The sequence below is a fragment of the Chryseobacterium sp. BGA-UO-ETr-SB22 genome, assembly GCF_059567885.1.
Genome location: NZ_JCAQOV010000005.1, coordinates 1,809,603 through 1,826,702 on the forward strand (window position 1 = coordinate 1,809,603; position 17,100 = coordinate 1,826,702).

Consider the following 17,100-nt stretch of genomic DNA (forward strand, 5'->3'; position numbering starts at 1 on the left):
AATATTATAATTTCGAAATATACTCCATCAGTTCACGTCTGCTGCTCTCAAAATCAAAAGCATCATTTACCAGAAAATAATTATTTTTATCTACACAGCTTCGGAACATAGATTTTGCCAATGCCAGTTTTTTATTATCAAAACTGATTGCTTTTACCAGATCTCTTATTTGTGCAGAAGTAAACATAGAAGTGCGCATCTGCTGATTAATCATCGTTATTTTACCATCATCAAACTTCTCATTCCTCATCAGCATATCAAAAAACTGACGAAACGAATTACCATCCATTACATTCCCTTGATTATAGCCATCTCCGGAGTGATTTCCGTAAGGATTATTCCATACATCATTCCAGTCATTGAAGCCATATTGACCCTGAACAGGATAAGAATCCAGAAGATACAAGCCTTCATTACTGAAGAAATCCAATACCATTCTGTTGTTATTGCGAAGCATCAGGGTGGTTCTGTAAATCAGAAAACCATTTTCGTAGATGGAAATCGGCATTCTTCCTGATGATAAATCAAAGAACCTGTACTTTCCCGAACCATTGGCCATCATCTGGTCTCCAACCTCAACGGTAAAAAAGCCTTGTTCAGGAATTCTCAGAAAAACTTCCGCATACCCGTAGTTTCTGTTCCATTGATAATTGGGATTTTTGATTCTGTTTCCCTGAGGAATCGGATTGTTTCCGGATCTTGACTGGTCAAAGGTTTTATTTCTTTCATTGAAGCTTTTAGGAGCCTTCATTTCTGTGGTGGAAGCTTCATTTTTTAATAATTCACCTGCCTTTCCTGCTTCCTGGGCAAAAGAGCTGATCCCCGCTAAAAGCATCCAACTGATAAAAATCTTTTTCATGCATTAAATTTTCAAAAATCAATCTCCATTTTCATGCCAAAATCCACATAAAAAGGCTGTCTCAAAAAGAAACAGCCTTTAATTTTAAATATTTAAATGATTAAATTTTTTAATCAATTATTACATATGGATTGGTCTTTTCCCCGTAGCATCCAATGCAGCTTCTTTAATTGCTTCTGCATACGTTGGGTGCGCGTGAGAACTTCTTGCAATATCTTCAGCACTTGCACGGAATTCCATAGCAATTACTCCTTCGGCAATAAGGTCAGCAGCTCTGGCTCCAATGATGTGCATTCCTAAAACTTCATCCGTTTTTTCGTCTGCAATAATCTTAACAAGACCATCTACATCACCACTTGCACGGCTTCTTCCTAATGCTCTCATTGGGAAAGAACCTACTTTGTAAGCTACGCCTTCTTCTTTCAACTGCTCTTCAGTTTTACCAACTCCTGCAACTTCCGGCCATGTGTAAACAACACCAGGAATAAGGTTATAGTTGATGTGAGGCTTTTGTCCTGCTAATGTTTCAGCAACAAAAACTCCTTCTTCTTCAGCTTTGTGAGCAAGCATCGCTCCTTTGATAACGTCACCAATTGCATAGATATTAGCTACGTTAGTCTGTAGGTGGTCGTTTACTTTTACTCTTCCTCTTTCATCAAGTTCTACTCCTGCTTTTTCAAGACCAAGACCGTCTGTGTAAGGTTTTCTTCCTACAGAAACTAAACAGTAGTCACCTTCTACTACTACTTCTTCTCCTTTTTTATCTTTAGCGGTGATCTTCACAGTATCTCCGTTTCTTTCAACCGCAGAAACCGCAGTAGAAAGCATAAACTTCATTCCTTGTTTTTTAAGAACTTTAGTCAATTCTTTGCTTAAAGCTCCATCCATTCCAGGGATGATTTTATCCATAAATTCTACAACCGTTACCTGAGCTCCTAATCTTAGGTATACAGAACCTAGTTCAAGACCGATTACTCCTCCTCCGATTACTACCAGATGTTTAGGAATTTCTTTAAGATTTAAAGCTTCCGTAGAAGTAATCACTCTTTCTTTATCTAAAGAAATGAAAGGCAATGCAGATGGTTTAGAACCTGTTGCAATGATTGTATATTTAGATTCGATCGTTTCAGAAGAACCGTCGTTTTTTGTAACTTTAATCTGAGTAGCAGATTCGAAGCTTCCTACGCCTTCAAAAACAGTAATTTTGTTTTTGTTCATCAGGTAGCTGATTCCATCTGTATTTTGCTTGATCACTTCGTTTTTACGTTCGATCATTCTTGCGATATCCGCTTGCGGCTCATTGATGATAATTCCGTGACCTGCAAAATTGTGTTTTGCATTTTCGAAATGTTCAGAGCTGTCAAGAAGTGCTTTTGACGGAATACATCCAACGTTAAGACAAGTTCCGCCTAAAGTTGAATATTTTTCAATAATTGCTGTTTTGAAACCTAATTGTGCTGCACGGATAGCAGCAACATAACCACCGGGACCAGAACCTATTACGGTAACATCGAATTGACTCATGTTATTCTATGAATTTGTTTATTATTATCTATCTTAATTCTCACAAATTTACATATAAATTACCAAGCACCAAAGTGAGTTTTATCAATTTTAAAAATGATAATTATATGCTTTAGTTTTATGAAAAATGTTATTTTATGAATTTTATATTTTCCTCATTTCCCTCCTTCAGATAAATTGCTGTAAAGATCAGCGGTTTTTCTGTTGATGCATTATCAAAATGGAGAATGGTAGTATTTTTAGGCTCATAGAAAGCATCTCCTTCACGAAGAAGAACACTTTCCTTTCCTTCTATCTGAAACACAGCCTCACCGGACTTTATGATTCCTACTACAGGACATGGATGCACATGTTTGGGAGCTGCCAGCCCTGCGGCCATTGTTATTTCCTGAATCTCCGCCGATTTAACACTCTGACCAACAGCTGTTTTTAACAACTCTTTTCTGGAAATAGTTTTCTGCTGAGCCATCATTACAGCAGAATTCAGCATCAAAATAACAATTATAAATGGTTTCATTGATTTGGCTTTAATGTTAAGGCTTATTTTTATTAAGCATGAAATATTATACAGTCAACTTTCCTTGTCCATAAGTTCCCGTACTTTCAAAAAACGACCCGCCATACACATACCATTCAAGGCTTTCCAGATACTCTACTGCATTTTCCGGAGTTATCTGTGAACGATCTTTTTTTGAGACAATTCCTTTGTACCATCTTCCTGATTTGGAAAAACTTTCATATTCTACAAAATAATGAATCCATATTCTCTGGCACAATTTGCATTGTTGAATAGAAACTTCTCCATGTCTTCCATTAGTATGATCTATACCTAATTCAGAACTTCTGAATTCAGTATAATTAAAGTCAGGTTTTTCACAAGCGCATCCTATTTTCGGGATTTTGTTCATTACGATCTATTTTATCGCCCCAAATCTAAGAAAATAAAACGCCATAAGACAAATAGTATGGTAGTCCTACTTCATCAAATCCAACAATACCTTTTCGTATTTATCCAAAATAATATTCTTTGAAAACCGTGATTTAATAGAGTTTCTTATAGCATCTCTATTGTAATTGTTCTGGAGTACATTAACAATTTGCTGGGCAAAAGCATCATAGTTTTCAATATTAGCGACTTCTCCGTTTACATTGTGCTGGATAATTTCATTGATTCCTCCGGGGCAGTTGTTGGCCAGTGAATACGTTCCGCATGCTCCCGCTTCCAGAAGTACATTCGGGAAACCTTCGTATCTTGATGAAAGTACAAATAAATCCGCGTATTTCAGATACTGGTAGGGATTATCCTGTCTGCCATGAAAAATAACTTTTTTTAATCCTAAAAGTTCCTTGGTCTGATGCAAAACATCTTTATCTTTTCCATCACCCAGAATATGAAGCATAATGTTTTCGTTCTTCAGTCTGGAAAAAACTTTCAACAGATTATCAAACCCCTTTCTGGAGGATAAGTTACCAATAGCCACTACATTTTTATAATTGTATTTGAAGCATTCGGGTTTTAAAGACAGAGCCATTTTATCTTCAATAAAATCAAAGTCTACAGGATTATTGATCTTGACAATTTTTTTCTTTTTGATATTGAAATTATCAACAAGGTCTTTCATCATATCATCACTCTGAGCAATGATTTTCTGATAGTTATTGTAAAAATTATAGAAAAACTTAATCTCTTTACGGGTTACATGCTGGGTTACAACATTGGTTTCCCGGGCTATGAATTTCGTTCTTGGAAACAGTTTTATAAATAATGCCAAATAAGCATTCACCTCACCAAAACCTGAGAATACAATATCGGGTTTTCTTCTGTAGATTTCTCCTAAAATGGGCTTTAAAGAATGTCTTATTCTTTCGGTATTGATATCGATAATCTCGATATCTTTTTTTAGAAAATTCAAATATCCGCCTTGTTTACGCAACAGCAAAATCTTGGGCTCAAACCGATCTCTGGAGAGATGATTCGCTATAGTAGTAACAATCCTTTCTGCTCCCCCGGTTTCTAAGTCCGGCAGAATAAATATGACAGATATCTTTTTCATCACATCAAAGTTACTAAAAAGTTTGGTAATTTTTCAAAAATTAGATGGATGAAAATTGCTGTTTTGGTGCTTATTAACAGAAATTAACTAAGTTCTAAATCTGATTTATTTTTACATTCACTTTAAGTTTGAGACACTATAAAAATAAAGTAAGCTTTTCTAAGAAAAGCTTACTTTATTTTAAATTATATTTTAGAAATATATTGTTTTTTAATTTGCTACGTCACTGATAAATTTAATTCTCAGCATTCTCACTTCTTCATCAGACAATTCATCCCCGAATTCATCCAGCAATACCTTCATGCTATCGCTTTCAGATTCGGTCATAAACTCCATAAATCCGTCTACGATATCTTCGTCAAAATTATCTTCAATATAATAGTCGATATTCAGTTTTGTTCCCTGATATACAATTCTTTCCATTTCTTTCAGAAGTTCATCCATAGAAAGGTTCTTAGCTCTTGCAATATCTTCAAGGTCAATCTTTTTATCAGTATTCTGGATAATAAAAACTTTGTGGCTTGATTTATTGGCCACCTGCTTCAGTACCATATCCTGAGTACGTTCTATATTATTATCTTCTACATATGTTTTGATATAGTCTGCGAATTCTTTACCATATTTTTTAGCTTTCCCTTCGCCTACACCATAGATTTTGGTAATTTCATCTACTGTAATGGGATACTGAACAGTCATATCCTCCAAACTTGGATCCATAAATACGGTATATGGTGGAATTCCATGTTTTTTGGCAACTTTCTTTCTAAGTTCTTTCAACAGATTAAAAAGGTTTTGATCCATACCTCCACTAGCCTGCTGCTGCACCTGATCGCTTTCGGCTTTTGCCTGAGTAAGGTCAAATTCTCTGTCTTCAGCAATTAAAAATACATCTTTAGAAGTACCATTCAGGACTGTTTTTCCTTTTTCTGTAATCTTTAAAACACCGTAAGTTTCAATATCTTTCTGTAAGAAGTTCTGAACCGTTGCCTGTCTCAGAATTGTTTTCCAGTAATTATCTTTTTCATCTTTTCCAAAACCAAAATAAGAACTTTGCTCAAGTTTGTAAGATTTTGTCACTGCATTTTCTTTCCCTACGATAACAGAAATCAGATCTTTAGACTTGAATTTCTCACCTGTATCACTGATTAGTTTCAGTGATTTTTCTAAGTCTGCAGTAGCATCTTTTACTTTTGGCGGATTGGATGAGTTGTCACACATATTGGCTCCGGCTCCTTTTATCGGATCGAAATTTTCTCCAAAATAATACAGAATGTATTGTCTTCTGCTCATTGAAGTTTCAGCGTAACCTACCACTTCATTTAAAAGCTGTAATCCGATTTCTCTTTCTGAAACGGGTTTTTGTGCCAGGAATTTTTCTAATTTCTCAATATCTTTAGGATCGTAGAATGCCAGACAGTGGCCTTCTCCTCCATCTCTCCCTGCTCTTCCAGTTTCCTGATAGTAGCTTTCCAATGATTTTGGAAAATCGTAGTGGATCACAAAACGTACATCCGGTTTATCAATTCCCATCCCAAAGGCAATGGTTGCAACAATTACATCCACTTCTTCCATCAAGAATTTATCCTGATTTGCGACTCTTACTTTCTGGTCAAGACCCGCATGGTAAGGAAGTGCATTGATTCCGTTTACCTGCAGAAGCTGGGCAAATTCTTCAACTTTTCTTCGGCTCAGGCAGTATACAATTCCTGATTTCCCTTTACGCTGATTGATAAACTTAACGACTTCCCTATCGATATTGATTTTAGGACATACTTCATAATATAGATTAGGACGGTTGAAACTTTCTTTGAACACCAATGCATTCGTCATCCCTAAAGTTTTCTGGATATCATCCTGAACCTTGGGAGTAGCAGTAGCCGTCAAAGCAATCACCGGTACATTGGCAATTCTGTCTATAATCTGTTTCAGATTCCTGTATTCCGGTCTGAAATCATGTCCCCACTCTGAAATACAGTGGGCTTCATCGATAGCAAAGAAAGAAATTTTCACATCTTTCAAAAAATCCAGGTAATCATCTTTTATTAATGATTCAGGAGCTACATACAGAAGTTTGGTTTTGCCGCTTTTGATATCGTCAAAAACCTGCTTGGTCTGCGTTTTGTTTAATGAGGAATTTAATACATGTGCTACCCCATCCTCAGATGAAAGGCCATTCACTGCATCTACCTGATTCTTCATCAACGCTATCAAAGGCGAAACGACAATTGCCGTACCTTCCGAAATAAGTGCCGGAAGCTGATAACATAATGATTTCCCACCACCTGTAGGCATTAAAACAAATATATCCTTCCCATTCAATAGGTTGTCTATAATTTCTTCCTGCTGGCCCTTAAATGTAGAAAACCCAAAATACTTTTTCAATTCGCCTGATAAATTGGCTTTTTTTGCGCTCATCTAATTTTCTATTGCTAAATTTGCATCACACCCAAAGTTATAAAAATTCTGCTTAAAATAAAAGCGAACGAATTTATAAAAATAAAATTTATATTAAATATTCTTTTTAAAATATAACGTTTTTAAAGAACTTTTTTGTATACCTTATCATCATAAAATGGATAGAACCAACATTATATCAATTGCAAAAACCACTTTAGAAATAGAGATTTCTGAACTCGAAAAATTAAAAAACAGGATTGATGACCAGTTTGCACATGCGGTAGAGATCATCAATTCAGCAAAAGGAAAGCTTATTGTAGTCGGAATTGGGAAATCAGCCCATGTAGGAAATAAAATTGTAGCTACCTTAAATTCAACGGGAACCCCATCGCAATTCCTGCATGCTTCAGAAGCTATTCATGGAGATCTGGGAGTAATTCAGAAGCAGGATGTTGTTTTATGCATCTCAAATTCCGGTAATTCTCCTGAAATTGCTAACCTTGTTCCTTATTTAAAAGACTATTCTTCCGCTTTGATCGGGATGACGGGAAATAAAAAGAGTAAACTGGCTGAGTTTTCTGAGGTAATTTTAGATACTCACGTTGACGTTGAAGCCTGTCCTAATAAACTAGCACCTACCAGCTCTACCACAATCCAGATGGCTTTGGGAGATGCTTTGGCCGTTGCTTTAATGGAACTCAATGATTTCAAGGCTAATGATTTCGCCAAATTCCACCCGGGAGGAAGCTTAGGAAAAAACCTTACTTCTAAAGTAGAGCAGTTTCTTTCGTCTCAAAAACCTCAGGTTACAGAAGATGCTTCTATAAGAGATGTCATTATCTCAATCAGTGCTTCAAGCCACGGAATTACTGTTGTGACGAACTCAAATCAGATCATTGGTGTCATCACAGACGGAGATTTGAGAAGAATGCTGATGAAAGGAGAAGATATCAGTAAAGTATTGGCTAAAGATATTATGTCTGCCCATCCAAGAACCATTGAAAAAGATGCGTTGGCCAAAGAAGCCATGAAAACACTGAAAGAAAACAACATCGGACAGCTTATTGTAACAGAAAACGGAAAGTATTTCGGAATTATAGATCTGCATAAACTGTTGGATGAGGGGATTAATTAAATGGTAGAAACCCAGAGGTTAGAGATTAATAAATAAAAGATATTTTGCAGATTAAAAGTAAAATTTAACTAATAAGCTGCAGACTCTTACTTCTGTCATTTTTTTTATAAATTTGCGACTTAAAATTTTATTCTGTGAGTGATGGTAAAGACATGTCCTTTCTTGGACATATAGGAGAATTAAGAGGGCATCTGATCCGTTCGATTATTGCTATCATAATTGCCGCCTTTGTAGTTGGTTTCAATATCAACTGGATTATGGACCATGTTTTTTTTGGTCCCACCAGAAATGATTTCCCGACTTTCAGAGTGGTTAATCATTTTTCAAGAATGATTCTGGGAGAAGACAGTATTCACCTTCCAAAAGACTTCCCTGTTCGTGTACAGAGATTGTATCAGCAGTTCAATGTGATGATGGCTGTTTCTGTTTTTGGAGGAATGGTAGCTGCGTTTCCTTATATTGTATGGGAATTGTGGCGTTTTATTGGTCCGGCTTTACATCCCAGAGAAAGAAAAAATTCCATTTATATTATCAATGCAGTATGGATTCTTTTCATGACCGGAGTGATGTGCGGTTATTTTTTAATCCTTCCGTTTGCGGTTAATTTTGGGGTTATCTTTAAGATTTCAGACATTATTGTTCCGCTTTACGACCTTAGTGATTATACCACCTTATTTTTACAGGTAGTTTTAGGGATGGGCGTTATTTTCCTTTTCCCGATTCTGATCTACTTCCTTACCAGCATCGGAATTCTTACTCCAACATTCATGAAAACGTACCGTAGACACGCTATTGTTTTGATTATGGTAGTTGCTGCCATCATTACTCCGGCAGACGTTTTAAGTATGTTGATGGCTGCATTCCCATTGCTTATTCTATATGAATTCAGTATTATGATGTGTACATTTACTTATAAGAAAGTACAGAAAAACAACGGAACCCTTCCGGCAGTACAGAAATAATCAGTATTTTTTACTAAATAAAAGCCTAAGCGCTACTATTCAAATGAATGGTAGCGCTTATTTTATATAAAAATATCAACTTTAATTATATTTATTCTTAATTTAATTTAAAACAATAATAAAATTTAACTAATAATATAAAGTTAGGAACAATTAACACCGTATTCTCAATATTTTTTTCTAAAAAATACACTATCTTTAAAAAATTCAACAACAATCAATAAAAAATATGAAAAAGAAAATTATTTTCGTGTGTGCACTAACTTTAAGTCTGAGTGGTTTGCAGGCACAACGCTGGGAACCGGTCTCGGAAAAAATAACACCGGTAAGGAAGGAAGTAAAGGTAGAATATGCCTACAAATTTGATCTTTCTGCTTTAAGAGATCAATTAAAGAATGCTCCTGAAGCAGGAAAAGGAGGAAACCCTGTCATCGTTTCTATCCCTACAGCAGACGGAAGAATTGAAAGATTTTCAGTGTACAGCTCGCCTGTAATAGAAAAATCTATGGCAGACAGATATGAATTGGGAGCATATGCCGGTATTGGCCTGGACAACCCTCATAAACAAGTCAGATTCAGTACTGCACCAAATGATTTCCAATCTATGACATTTGATTCCAATACAGGAAAATATGAATTCATAGAGCCCATCAACAAAGAAAAAGATGTATATGGAGTCTTTTTCAAATCCAACAAATCTCATGAAGATCCTTTCGAATGTAAAACTTCTGAGCCTGAGAAGGCAAAGAAAGAAATGAATAAGCTTCTCAAAGCAAAAAATGTTTTAAACGGACTCGGTAATGTTAATAAAAGTAATGAACAAAAATACAGAACCTATAGAATTGCTATTTCTGTAAATGGTGAATATACTCAGCTTGCCGGAGGTGTTCCTCAAGCCGCAGCCCGTATTAATGCCACAATGAACCGTGTAAATGGAGTTTTTGAAAAAGATTTTGGCATCCATATGATTGTACAGGATCTTCCACAACTTATATTCGCAGATCCAACAACTGACCCTTATGCCAATGTAATCGTAAATCCAAATGGCAGCTACAGTGCTCCCGGCGCATGGAATCTACAGCTTCAGCAAACTCTTACAAATACTGCCGGTGTAGGTAATAATGCCTATGATATAGGACATTTCTTTGGCCACAGAGGTGGTGGTGGAAGCGCTGGAGATGTAGGAAATGTCTGCAGAAATCCTGCAAATAATAATGATGCAACTTCTAAAGGTGCGGGAATCACGTCACCTTCTACTCCGGATCAGCCTTTCGGAGACAATTATGATATAGATTTTGTAGCTCATGAAATTGGTCACCAGTTCGGTGGAGCACACACAATGTCTATTGCGTTGCATGGTGCTCACATGGAGCCTGGATCAGGATCTACTATTATGGGATACGCCGGTATTACCAACTATAATGTTCAGATGCATTCTGATGCTTATTTTCACACCAAAAATATTGAAGAAGTAGGAGCCTATGTCAATGCTCAGGATTGCGGTACTATTACAGCAGTAGCGAATACACCTCCTTCTATACAGCCAATGGTTAATAAAATGATTCCTAAAGGAACCGCTTTTGTACTGACTGCATCTGCTACAGATACACAAAATGATCCAATGACTTACACATGGGAACAATATGATCTGGCTACTTCTACTTTTGGACCAGTAAGTGCAACCAGAAATAATGGGGCGAACTTCAGATCTTTAATGCCTACCAACTCCCCTACACGTTATTTCCCTAAATTATCAAATGTTCTTAATGGCGCCCTTACCAGCGCTGCAGATTGGGAAACAGTATCCAATATCCCAAGAACCATGAATTTCAAGGTAACGGTAAGAGATAACAACCCGAATGTTGCACAACAGCAGACCCAAAGCAGTCTGATGAAAGTGGATATAGGAAACGAAGGTCCATTTAAAGTAACTTCAACTACGGTTTATAATAATACACCGGGAGCGGTTACCTGGGATGTGGTAAACACTAATAATGCACCATATAATGTACAGAATGTTAAATTAGACTATACTACAGACAATGGAACTACATGGACGGTTATTACTCCTTCCACACCTAATGATGGAGCTGAGCCGTTTTCGTTCTCTTCTTTGGCAACGGGTGCAAGTGTAAAGATAAGAGTAAGCGCCATTGATAATGTATTCTATGCCGTTGGAAATGCCACAGTTTCAGCATCAGCAAGTGCCTGTACAGCATCTGCTCCGGCTGGAATTACGGTAACAGGAATTACAAGAACTTCAGCATCTGTGAACTGGACAGCCCTAGTAGGGTCTACCTATTCTGTAATGTACAGAAAAGTAGGAACAGCAACATGGACTACCGTTCCTGTTTCAACAAACTCTTATAACATTTCAGGACTTACAGAATCTACTCAATACGAAGTACAGATAGCCAATGTTTGTGGATCTTCTGTTGGTTCTTATTCTGCATCAACGAATTTCACAACATCTCCTTTTGCCAAATGTTCAATAACCGGAACCAATGCAGCAGATGAGTATATTTCCAATGTTACAGTAACCGGTGCTGGAATGAGCCCTGTTTCAAATAGCAGTGCTAATACACCGTATACAGACTACACTGCAGATCCTTCGAAACTGATCACCCTTATGTCCGGAACTTCAGGTAATAATGTAAGTATTACCAAAGCATGGACAGGTTCACAGTATAATGACGGAGTAACTGCGTGGATAGATTTCAACAGAGACGGAGTATTCTCTTCATCTGAAGTAATCTACACCAGCGCACCTAGTATAGCAACTCCTGTTTCAGGATCATTCTCAGTACCTGCAGATGCTTATACCGGAGGAAACGTGATCATGAGAGTGGTATTGGGATATGAAAGCCAGCCAAACAGTGGATGCAGCAACCAGCAATATGGTGAAGTAGAGGATTATCCGGTACTTATCCAGCAGCAGCTTTCTACCAGTGAGACAGTAAAAGATAAGAGTTCTATTCAGATCTACCCTAACCCGGTAAGTGATGTATTAAATGTAACTCAGATTTCATCTAAAGCTCAGTTTATCATTACCAATATGGCGGGTCAAAAAGTAATGAACGGCCAGATTAATGATAATAAAATTCCTGTTTCAAGATTAAGCACCGGAGCTTATATTATTTCAATTGAAGATAAAGGAACCGCTACGAACCTTAAATTCATCAAAAAATAAAACCTAACAAGTTTTTTACAGCCCGGCATTGACCGGGCTTTTTTTATGCTTTCTCAAAATCTGTATTTTATTACATTTCCGGTATGTGCTATTGATTTAATTTTATACTTTTGAAAAGATTATTAATAAAAGTTTAAATGAAAAAGTTGTCATATACCCTGTTATTTGCATCAGGACTTGTTTTCGGACAGTTCTTTGAAAAGGGTAAGGTTTTCACCAAACAGGATACTTTAAAGGGCTCCAATACTGAATTCAGGAATTTTTGGGACGTCAAAAAATATGATCTTTCCGTAGAACCGGATTTTGAGCAGAAAAGCATTAAAGGAAATAATATCATCAGCTTTGAGATTATCAAAGATGTTACAAATCCTGTTTTCCAGATCGACCTTCAGCAGCCGATGAAAGCTGATAAAGTGGAAGGAAGCTTTCCTATTGCCAATTATAAGCAGGACGGAGACTTTATTTTCATTAATACGAATAAAAAATTCAAAAAAGGCGAAAAATATACGATCAATGTTACGTATTCCGGAAAACCAACCATTGCTAAAAACGCTCCATGGGACGGCGGCTGGGTTTTTACTAAAGATGAAAAAGGAAATCCATGGATGACTGCCGCTGACGAGGGAATAGGAGCTTCCATATGGCTTCCTACCAAAGATATCTGGAGCGATGAACCTGATAACGGAGTCATTATGAAAATTGTAACTCCTAATAATCTGGTAGGTGTAGGGAACGGCAGACTGACTGATAAAAAAACAACCGGCAGCAAAACTACTTATACCTGGGAGGTTAAAAACCCTATCAATGCCTACTCCATTATCCCAAGTATAGGAAAATATGTGAATTTTAAAGATATATTTGAGGGTGAAAAAGGAAAACTGGACCTTGATTATTGGGTTCTTGACTATAATCTGGACAAGGCAAAAAAACAATTTCAACAGGTAAAACCTATGCTCTCAGCATTTGAATACTGGTTTGGTCCGTATCCGTTTTATGAAGATTCATACAAACTTGTAGAGTCTCCTCACCTTGGTATGGAACACCAGAGTAATGTAGCCTATGGAAACAAATATCAGAACGGCTATCTGGGAAGAGATCTTTCAGGGACAGGAGTTGGATTAAAATGGGATTTCATTATTATTCATGAAAGCGGCCATGAATGGTTCGCCAATAATATTACAGCAAAAGACCAGGCTGATATGTGGATTCATGAAAGTTTCACCAACTACTCCGAGACTCTTTTTACGGAAAAATATATGGACAAAAAATCTGCTGAAATCTATGTTCAGGGAATCAGGAAAGGGATAGATAATGACGTTCCTATTATCGGCCAATACGGAGTAAGAAATGAAGGCAGCGGAGATATGTATCCGAAGGGAGCCAACATGATTCACACCATAAGACAGATCATCAATAATGATGAAAAATTCAGACAGATTTTAAGAGGTTTGAATAAAGATTTTTATCATCAGACGGTTACCACCCAGCAGATTGAAAATTATATTTCATCAAAATCCGGCATTGATTTCTCGAGTGTTTTTGATCAGTACCTGAGAACAATAAAAATACCAACTCTTGAGTATACTCAGAATGGTGATACTTTAAAGTTCCGTTATACAGATGTGGTAAAAAACCTGAAATTACCTATCATCATCAATGGCGATCAGACTATTAATCCTACAGAAGAATGGCAGACCGTAAAGCTTAAAAAGGATAGCCCAGTTGAATTAAACCCTAACTATTATATCAATTATTACAATACTAAATAAAAGAAAAAGGCAAATTTGCAGACCAGCAGATTTGCCTTTTCACTTTTTTAATGTAAAACTTTAAGAAAAGTTTAATACTTCTTCCGTAACAAAATGACAAAAAGAGCAACTATTTAACTATTAATGTAAACCTAATGAGAAAAACAGTACTTAGTCTCGGTATTTTTGCTTCTTTTTTAGCAAATGCTCAGTCTATTAAAACAACCATTGACCTTGTCAATGTAAAAGATGATAAAGTAGCCGTTACCATGGAGTTTCCGAAAATGAAATCCGGGGATGTTAAATTTCATTTCCCAAAAACGGTTCCGGGTACTTATTCTGTAGACGACTATGGAAGATTCATCGAAGGGATCAAATTTTATGATAATAAAGGAAAAGAACTTACTTTCACTAAAGTAAATGACAATACCTATTCATTGAAAAATGCGCAGGGCCTTTCCAAAATCTCTTATCTTGTCAATGACAGTTTTGATGATGAATTAGATACATCAAAGCATAAAGCCGTATTTTCTCCGTCAGGAACAGATATTGAAGCCGGAAAAGTATATATGGTCAATACCCACGGATTTATCGGATATATTGATAATATGCAGGATGTTCCTTATCAGCTGATTGTTCAGAAGCCAACAGATTTCTACGGAACAACAGCATTGGTAGACCAGGACAAATCTGATGCTACAGATACCTATACTCTTGCAAACTATGCTAAGGTGACAGATTCTCCGCTTATGTATACAAAACCGGATTATATCACCTTCAATGCAGGAGGAATGGATCTGGTACTGGGAGTATATTCTCCAACAGGAAAATACAAAGCTGCTGATTTCAAAGAAAATCTTGAAAAAATGGTGGTTGCTCAGAAGAAATTTCTGGGTGATATGAATACGAATAAAAAGTATGCGATCATGCTTTACCTTTCCGGAGGTGACGGACCTAAAGTGAAGGGCTTCGGAGCACTGGAACACCATGAATCTACAAGTGTAGTACTTCCGGAAGCAATGCCGAAAGATGCTATTGACAATACCATTACAGATGTGGTTTCCCATGAGTTTTTCCATACAGTAAATCCTCTGAAGACCCATTCTGAAGAGATTCATTATTTCGATTATGCAGACCCGAAAATGTCTCAGCATTTATGGATGTATGAAGGGGGAACGGAATATTTTGCCAACCTGTTCCAGATTCAGGAAGGTTTGATTAATAAAGATCAGTTTCTTCAAAGAATTGGGGAGAAGATTGCCAACTCCAAGAGCTACGATGATACGATGCCGTTTACAGTAATGAGCAAAAATGTATTGGTGGAGCCTTACAAAGATCAGTACAGAAATGTGTATGAGAAAGGAGCTCTTCTTGCAATGTGTCTTGATATTGAGCTTAGAAAACTTTCCAACGGAGAGATGGGATACCGTGATATGATCAGAAAACTATCTCAAAGATTTGGAGAAAACAAACCGTTCAAAGATGATAAACTGATTGACGAGCTGGTAACGGTAACCGGATATCCTCAGGTAAAAGATTTCTACAATAAATATATTGCAGGAAACCAGCCTACCCCTTATGCAGAATATCTGAAAATGGTAGGTATAGACATCCAAAAGCAGGAAAGCCATCCTCTTTTCTGGTTTATCAAAGACCCGAACCAAACTGGTTTTGATGAAAAAAACAACGCTTTTGCTTTTGATGAAAACTCTGCCCTTTCTCCTTTTGCAAAAAGTATTGGATTTAAAATAACTGACCAGGTACTTGCTCTGGATGGAAAAACGGTAGACATCAAAAAAGTACAGGACTTTATTGCTTACACAAGAACCATCAAAGACGGACAGGACGTTACGGTAACTATTTTAAGAGATAATGCCGGTAAGAAAGAGAAAATGAACCTGAAAGGAAAGGCTATTCTGGATAAAATGACCATGGAAACTCCTGCATTCAAGGCGAATCCTACTCCGGAAGAACTGAAACTACAGACACAGTGGCTCACTGGTAAAAAATAATAAGAAAAGCGGGGAAATTTCCCCGCTTTTTATTTTTCAGCTATAAGCTTTACTCTTTCTTAATCGTTATTCTAAAGGTACTTCCCTTTCCTACTTCAGTCTGGGAAATTTTAATATCTCCGTTGTGGTATTCATGAATTACTCTTCTGGCCAATGACAATCCGAGTCCCCACCCTCTTTTTTTAGTAGAATATCCGGGATTGAAAGCACTTCTTGCCTGCTGTTTTGTCATTCCGCTTCCGTTATCTTTTACTTCAATCAGAATATTTTTGTTTCTTTCAAAGATTGACATCGTAATAGCACCTTCACCTTTCATAGCATCTACAGCATTTTTCACCAGATTTTCAATCACCCAGCTCATCAGAATTTTATTGTGGGGAACCAATACGGTATAGGTAGGAAGATTCAACGTAAAGTTGATTTTTCTGGAGATTCTGGTTTTCAGATAATCATAATTTTCCTGAATTGTTTCATTGAAATTTCTGTCATTCAATTCGGGGATTGATCCTATTTTTGAGAATCTTTCAGAGATCGTTCTCAGTCTCTCAATATCTTTTTCTATCTCGTGTACTCCTTCCGATTCAGGATTATCCAGTTTCATAATTTCCATCCAGCCAATCATGGAAGATAGAGGGGTTCCAATCTGATGAGCCGTTTCTTTCGCCAAACCTGCCCAGAGATAACCTTCATCCGTCTTTTTGATGGTCCTGAAAAACCAAAATGAAAAACCGAAATACAACAAAATAAACAGTCCTAAAATATAAGGCGAATACCGAAGATTATTCAGCATACGCGAGTTGTCATAGTATACAAACTGATTGTTTCCATCCGGCACCTTGATCTCAATAGGATCATAATTCTTCTCCATATTCCGGATCAGGTCCTGAAGTTTTTCAGGATTCTTTATGGTAGCTTCAGGGATATTTCTGTAGTATCCGAGATCAAGAATAGGGTTTTTGTACTTATCTGTTACAATGAACGGAATGGTATTGTTGATATTAAGGATATCCGGCAGCAGATCCAGAACATCCGTATCCGGAGTCTTTACTTCCTGCTGTATTCTTATCGCTTTGGAAAGAAGACTGATCCTTTTGATCTCCTCTTTTCTGAGAAAATTAATGAGTGATGTTGAAGCCACTACAATAGCAATCACCAAAGTAGTCATGACAACAAAAATGATCCAGTTATTCAGTCTGGTAAGAATGGATTTTCTCAAAGT

General features: G+C 36.8%; 12 protein-coding genes. 5 read left to right on the forward strand and 7 right to left on the reverse strand.

Translation table 11 applies throughout. The features are described from left to right. Positions 1-4: 4 nt before the first annotated feature. The 6 genes from AC57AW_RS15570 to recQ form a co-directional block, all read right to left on the reverse strand. Positions 5-859, reverse strand: coding sequence for a proline and serine-rich protein 1 family protein (locus tag AC57AW_RS15570; RefSeq protein WP_496352611.1), 855 nt, complete (start codon positions 857-859; stop codon positions 5-7). A gap of 120 nt (positions 860-979) precedes the next feature. Further along, on the reverse strand, positions 980-2,383 hold the full coding sequence (lpdA, locus tag AC57AW_RS15575) for a dihydrolipoyl dehydrogenase (RefSeq protein ID WP_047374277.1): 1,404 nt from the start codon (positions 2,381-2,383) through the stop codon (positions 980-982). Between the two features lie 130 nt (positions 2,384-2,513). After that, positions 2,514-2,900, reverse strand: coding sequence for a cupin domain-containing protein (locus AC57AW_RS15580; RefSeq protein ID WP_318845496.1), 387 nt, complete (start codon positions 2,898-2,900; stop codon positions 2,514-2,516). Between the two features lie 46 nt (positions 2,901-2,946). Continuing rightward, a complete protein-coding gene (locus tag AC57AW_RS15585) occupies positions 2,947-3,291 on the reverse strand; it encodes a hypothetical protein (protein ID WP_318845495.1) in 345 nt (114 codons plus the stop codon). Between the two features lie 66 nt (positions 3,292-3,357). Continuing rightward, entirely contained in the window at positions 3,358-4,437 is a 1,080-nt protein-coding gene (locus tag AC57AW_RS15590; protein ID WP_496352612.1) for a glycosyltransferase, read from the reverse strand. 210 nt (positions 4,438-4,647) lie between these two features. Then, entirely contained in the window at positions 4,648-6,852 is a 2,205-nt protein-coding gene (gene recQ / locus AC57AW_RS15595; RefSeq protein WP_496352613.1) for a DNA helicase RecQ, read from the reverse strand. 157 nt (positions 6,853-7,009) lie between these two features. Here recQ and AC57AW_RS15600 point away from each other — a divergent pair, with 157 nt between their 5' ends. The 5 genes from AC57AW_RS15600 (at position 7,010) to AC57AW_RS15620 (ending at position 15,881) form a co-directional block, all read left to right on the forward strand. Further along, positions 7,010-7,969, forward strand: coding sequence for a KpsF/GutQ family sugar-phosphate isomerase (locus AC57AW_RS15600; protein WP_318845491.1), 960 nt, complete (start codon positions 7,010-7,012; stop codon positions 7,967-7,969). Between the two features lie 134 nt (positions 7,970-8,103). Continuing rightward, complete coding sequence (gene tatC / locus AC57AW_RS15605; RefSeq protein ID WP_496352614.1) at positions 8,104-8,931, forward strand: twin-arginine translocase subunit TatC; 828 nt, start codon at positions 8,104-8,106, stop codon at positions 8,929-8,931. A 229-nt stretch (positions 8,932-9,160) separates the two neighbouring features. Then, positions 9,161-12,121 (forward strand): reprolysin-like metallopeptidase, encoded by a 2,961-nt coding sequence (locus tag AC57AW_RS15610; protein WP_496352615.1) that lies wholly within the window; start codon positions 9,161-9,163, stop codon positions 12,119-12,121. A gap of 137 nt (positions 12,122-12,258) precedes the next feature. Beyond that, positions 12,259-13,890: a M1 family metallopeptidase gene (locus AC57AW_RS15615; RefSeq protein ID WP_496352616.1), complete on the forward strand. Its 1,632-nt coding sequence runs from the start codon at positions 12,259-12,261 to the stop codon at positions 13,888-13,890. A gap of 134 nt (positions 13,891-14,024) precedes the next feature. Beyond that, positions 14,025-15,881, forward strand: coding sequence for a M61 family metallopeptidase (locus AC57AW_RS15620; protein WP_496352617.1), 1,857 nt, complete (start codon positions 14,025-14,027; stop codon positions 15,879-15,881). A 49-nt stretch (positions 15,882-15,930) separates the two neighbouring features. Here AC57AW_RS15620 and AC57AW_RS15625 read toward each other — a convergent pair whose 3' ends face one another. Next, on the reverse strand, positions 15,931-17,097 hold the full coding sequence (locus tag AC57AW_RS15625) for a sensor histidine kinase (protein WP_496352618.1): 1,167 nt from the start codon (positions 17,095-17,097) through the stop codon (positions 15,931-15,933). Positions 17,098-17,100 lie beyond the last annotated feature (3 nt).